At 60.9% G+C, this 1,411-nt stretch carries 1 protein-coding gene; it reads left to right on the top strand.

Going from position 1 to position 1,411, the window contains the following annotated elements; translation table 11 throughout:
- Window positions 1–1,411, top strand: a 1,411-nt coding sequence (locus ACQZ5G_RS25050) for a mannose-1-phosphate guanylyltransferase/mannose-6-phosphate isomerase (protein ID WP_448739304.1), incomplete at both ends; no start/stop codon positions are given.

The following is a 1,411-nucleotide window of genomic DNA, read 5'->3' as shown; positions in this document are numbered from 1 at the left end:
CTCGAAAGATCACGCCGGTTCTTCTTGCCGGCGGTGCCGGTTCGCGGCTTTGGCCGGTATCGCGCGATCAGTTGCCCAAGCAGTTTCAGCCGCTGGTCGGCAATCTTTCGACCTATCAGCAGACGCTGCAGCGGGTGGGCGACAAGAGCCTTTATGCCGAGCCGCTCGTCATCACCAACGAGGATTTCCGGTTCTTCGCCCGCCGTCAGGCCGAAGAGATCGATCTGTCGGCAACCGTGGTGCTGGAGCCCGCCCGCCGCGACAGCGCCGCCGCCATGGCGGCCGCCGCCGTGCTGGCCGAGCGCCGTGAGCCCGGATGCCTGGTGCTGGCGCTTGCCGCCGACCACGTGGTGCTCGATGCCGACAAGTTCTCCGACGCCGTGAAACTCGGCGCAAAAGCCGCCGATCAGGGCAATATCGTCGTCTTCGGCCTGGTGCCGACCGAACCGCGAACCTCCTACGGTTATATCAAGCCGGGCGAGGCGATCGATGGCGAAGACGACCTGAGCATCGTCGATGCCTTCGTGGAAAAGCCGGATATGAAGACGGCGATCTCCTATCTGGAAAAGGGTTATCTCTGGAATTCCGGCAACTTCCTGTTCCGCTCCGATGTGATGATCGCCGAACTGAAGGCCTTCGCCCCGGAGATTCTGGCGGCGGTGACGCAGGCGGTCGAGCAATATGAAAGCGACCTCGGTTTCGTGCGCCTGCATCAGGCAAGCTTCGAGGCCTCGCCGAAAAACTCCATCGACTATGCGGTGATCGAGAAGACCAAACGCATGGCGGTGGTGCATGGCCATTTCCGTTGGTCGGATATCGGTAGCTGGGACGCGATCTGGGAAATCGCCGACAAGCGCGGCAACGACAATGCGCTGGAAGGCAACGGCGTCTTCATCGATTCCGAAGGCTGCCTCATCCATTCGACGCAACTGCTGACGACGGTGGTGGGTGCCAAAGACATGGTGGTGGTGGCCACCAAGGATGCTGTTCTTGTGGTGCCGAAAAACCGGGTGCAGGATGTGAAGGGGCTGGTGGAGACGCTGAAGGACGGCGAACATGCGCCGCAGACGCAGAGCCACAAGCGCGTCTATCGCCCCTGGGGTTATATCGAGCACATGTATGTGGACGAGCGTTACCGGGTGGGCCACATCACGGTCGATCCCGGCCACCGCATCTCGTTCCAGAAACATTATCACCGCTCGGAACACTGGATCGTCGTCAAGGGCACGGCGACGGTGACGATCGGCGAGGAGACGAAGTTGCTGACGGAAAACCAGTCGGTGTATATCCCGATCGGCCAGCCGCACCGGCTTGCCAATGAGGGGCAGATCCCGCTCGAACTGGTCGAAATCCAGACCGGAGCCTATATCGGCGAGGATGATGTCATTCGCATCGAGGACGATTATAAAAG

Source organism: Agrobacterium sp. 22-214-1 (assembly GCF_053522465.1).
Note: the sequence above shows the minus strand (reverse complement) of the source record. Positions and strands in the feature narration are given on the sequence as shown.